The organism is Streptomyces sp. NPDC058653 (assembly GCF_042716895.1).
Lineage (GTDB): Bacteria > Actinomycetota > Actinomycetes > Streptomycetales > Streptomycetaceae > Streptomyces.
The window spans coordinates 1-1,281 of sequence record NZ_JBHXRM010000090.1 but is presented as its reverse complement, the minus strand read 5'-3'; the positions used below and the strand labels follow the sequence as shown (position 1 = coordinate 1,281).

Annotated in this window: 1 rRNA gene (only partly in view); it reads right to left on the bottom strand. The window is 57.1% G+C overall.

What is annotated here, in order from left to right:
* A 23S ribosomal RNA gene (locus tag ACFWU9_RS36185) occupies positions 1 to 1,281 on the bottom strand; its annotated part reaches 1,275 nt to the left of the window's first position; the annotation flags it as partial.

The following is a 1,281-nucleotide window of genomic DNA, read 5'->3' as shown; positions in this document are numbered from 1 at the left end:
GGAAATGGCCCCCCTTCTCCCGAAGTTACGGGGGCATTTTGCCGAGTTCCTTAACCATAGTTCACCCGAACGCCTCGGTATTCTCTACCTGACCACCTGAGTCGGTTTAGGGTACGGGCCGCCATGAAACTCGCTAGAGGCTTTTCTCGACAGCATAGGATCATCCACTTCACCACAATCGGCTCGGCATCAGGTCTCACCCTCAATGAGAGACGGATTTGCCTATCTCTCGGGCTACACCCTTACCCCGGGACAACCACCGCCCGGGCTGGACTACCTTCCTGCGTCACCCCATCGCTTGCCTACTACCACCTTGGACCGACGGCTCCACCACTTTCCATTCCCCGAAGGGTCCGGAACGGCTTCACGGTCTTAGCATCAGAGGATTCAACACTGGGCGTTTCAAAGCGGGTACCGGAATATCAACCGGTTGTCCATCGACTACGCCTGTCGGCCTCGCCTTAGGTCCCGACTTACCCTGGGCAGATCAGCTTGACCCAGGAACCCTTAGTCAATCGGCGCACACGTTTCCCACGTGTGTATCGCTACTCATGCCTGCATTCTCACTCGTGAACCGTCCACCACTGCCTTCCGGCGCGGCTTCACCCGGCACACGACGCTCCCCTACCCATCCCAACAGGCGTTAACCTTATGTGCTGGAATGACACGACTTCGGCGGTACGCTTGAGCCCCGCTACATTGTCGGCGCGGAATCACTTGACCAGTGAGCTATTACGCACTCTTTCAAGGATGGCTGCTTCTAAGCCAACCTCCTGGTTGTCTCTGCGACTCCACATCCTTTCCCACTTAGCGTACGCTTAGGGGCCTTAGTCGATGCTCTGGGCTGTTTCCCTCTCGACCATGGAGCTTATCCCCCACAGTCTCACTGCCGCGCTCTCACTTACCGGCATTCGGAGTTTGGCTAAGGTCAGTAACCCGGTAGGGCCCATCGCCTATCCAGTGCTCTACCTCCGGCAAGAAACACACGACGCTGCACCTAAATGCATTTCGGGGAGAACCAGCTATCACGGAGTTTGATTGGCCTTTCACCCCTAACCACAGGTCATCCCCCAGGTTTTCAACCCTGGTGGGTTCGGTCCTCCACGACCTCTTACAGCCGCTTCAACCTGCCCATGGCTAGATCACTCCGCTTCGGGTCTTGAGCGCGCTACTAAACCGCCCTATTCGGACTCGCTTTCGCTACGGCTTCCCCACACGGGTTAACCTCGCAACACACCGCAAACTCGCAGGCTCATTCTTCAAAAGGCACGCAGTCACGAC